3 protein-coding genes are annotated in these 1,645 nt (G+C 39.9%); all 3 read right to left on the bottom strand.

The features are described 5' to 3' along the window. Positions 1-130: 130 nt before the first annotated feature. The gene (locus tag AB6E52_RS23000; RefSeq protein ID WP_017061716.1) at positions 131-445 is read right to left on the bottom strand and encodes a helix-turn-helix domain-containing protein; all 315 of its coding nucleotides are present in this window, start codon (positions 443-445) and stop codon (positions 131-133) included. Between the two features lie 117 nt (positions 446-562). Next, on the bottom strand, positions 563-802 hold the full coding sequence (locus AB6E52_RS22995; RefSeq protein ID WP_017061717.1) for a hypothetical protein: 240 nt from the start codon (positions 800-802) through the stop codon (positions 563-565). Between the two features lie 338 nt (positions 803-1,140). Continuing rightward, positions 1,141-1,545, bottom strand: a complete 405-nt coding sequence (locus tag AB6E52_RS22990) for a TfoX/Sxy family protein (RefSeq protein ID WP_372189991.1) — start codon at positions 1,543-1,545, stop codon at positions 1,141-1,143. Between the last annotated feature and the right edge of the window lie 100 nt (positions 1,546-1,645).

Genomic DNA, 1,645 nt, shown 5'->3' with positions numbered 1-1,645 from the left:
AGATGATCTGATCGTAGCTTTAAGCATTAGTTCCCTGATTTAGGAAACAAAGCCTGACCGAATGCATTGGTCATATTCAAAGGCAAGTTGTAGGTTGGCGGCGCTGGTTTTTGGACGGGAGTGTTTAAATTCACTGCAAAACACATATTTTGTCAGTTTTATTTAAACTATAACCTATCTTGTAAATGGTATTGATTTCTATCCATCCACCGAGCCTAAGAAGCTTCTTTCTTAAAGACATGATCACCATATTCAATGCATTGTCACAGACGAATGAATTGGGCCATCCCATTTTTAGTAGATGGTGTTTGGTTAAATGCTCCCCTTGATGAGTGAGTAACTCTTTTAGAACTAAAAATTCACTGAGTGTGAGCTGGATGGGTTTTATCGTTGGGTGGTCGGCTAGCGAAATTCTTAGCGACCCTTTATGTAAGATTAAGTGCATAAACAAACAGCCAGTTTAATTATCATACCCGTATTATTTATTTGCTGCGATTACATGCAAGGTCAGGTTGAATATTAATCTGGCTATTATGCCTACTTAATGGGTTTTCCTTTCATATTACACATCAAACGAAACCATTTTATTTGCTGTTTTTGTATTAGTTATTTCAGTTTGTTTAAGTTCAACCTTACAACGTTCGCTTTGTGAGTTGAACGCGACTTGATTGCTAATAGGGTTTGAAGCGCAGTCAGAAGTCGGTACTTTCCCTGTCCAACGTACAGTGACATTTGCGGCCGCCGACTGAAAAGAGATAAGAGTTGCTAATACTGCTGTTGAAATAAAGATTAATGAACGCATATTTAGGCACCTTTTATTAGTGTTGTGTTGATATGCCTAGTTTGGTAGCGATAGGGCAGGTTGTAAAATAAATAGTTATAAATTCAGTTGCATTAAAACTTGAATGGTAATTTGTAGCAGAGGGAATAGTAGGAAACCAAAATAAAGGCTGGCAGTGAAAATTAAAACGGAGTGGGCGATCAAATGAAAGGGGAGGCTAATTTAAAGACGTTAAACTTGAGTGAAATCACTTAAGGACAGCGGGTTAGCCTAATGAGCCGTAGCTAGGAATAGCCACGGCATCAAATTGACCGCATTTGGATTTAACAAGAATCTAAGCTTCGTTAAAACAATATAGGCTAATAATAACTTTGAGCTTGGGTGCGCAATGCATTTTTTAGGTTCGTCGGCAGTTGTGAACGGTGTATACCCTGGATTGCACCCTCTAACGACCAAACTAACTCGATGGTTGGTTTATGGTGGGTATGCTGTTGGATAGCCTCTACAGCACCAATCGTGCCCAGGTTTTTGAGTTTCTCAATGGAGTTTATACCCGCTTTCTCAAGAAGTTGCTCAGTTGAGAATCGCATGTTGGGTAAGTCTTTGAGCCTTTCGGGAGCAGAAATATAACTGCTTCGTGATCTCTTTATTTGCTCTAGTGCGATTTCTGCTTCACATAGAGTCAAAGAATACTTGCTCCAAGGGTTTGCTGGCAACTTGTAATAATCCGCATTCTGACTTACTCCAAGTACGCTCGCATTCACCTTGGGGTAGCCCTTGTTAATAAAGTAGCCTTCTTGTGCCGGTGTTCGGCTTTGTTTCCTAAATCAGGGAACTAATGCTTAAAGCTACGATCAGATCATC

Origin of the sequence: Vibrio sp. 10N.247.311.13 (assembly GCF_041467595.1) — a bacterium.
In the GTDB taxonomy this organism is placed as follows: Bacteria; Pseudomonadota; Gammaproteobacteria; order Enterobacterales; family Vibrionaceae; genus Vibrio; species Vibrio crassostreae_C.
This window is presented reverse-complemented; position numbering and strand designations above follow the sequence as displayed.

Bases quoted from the DNA above. Each gene is read 5' to 3' on its own strand.
- AB6E52_RS23000 (WP_017061716.1), bottom strand. From the start codon at position 445: ATGCACTTAATCTTACATAAAGGGTCGCTAAGAATTTCGCTAGCCGAC.
- AB6E52_RS22995 (WP_017061717.1), bottom strand. From the start codon at position 802: ATGCGTTCATTAATCTTTATTTCAACAGCAGTATTAGCAACTCTTATC.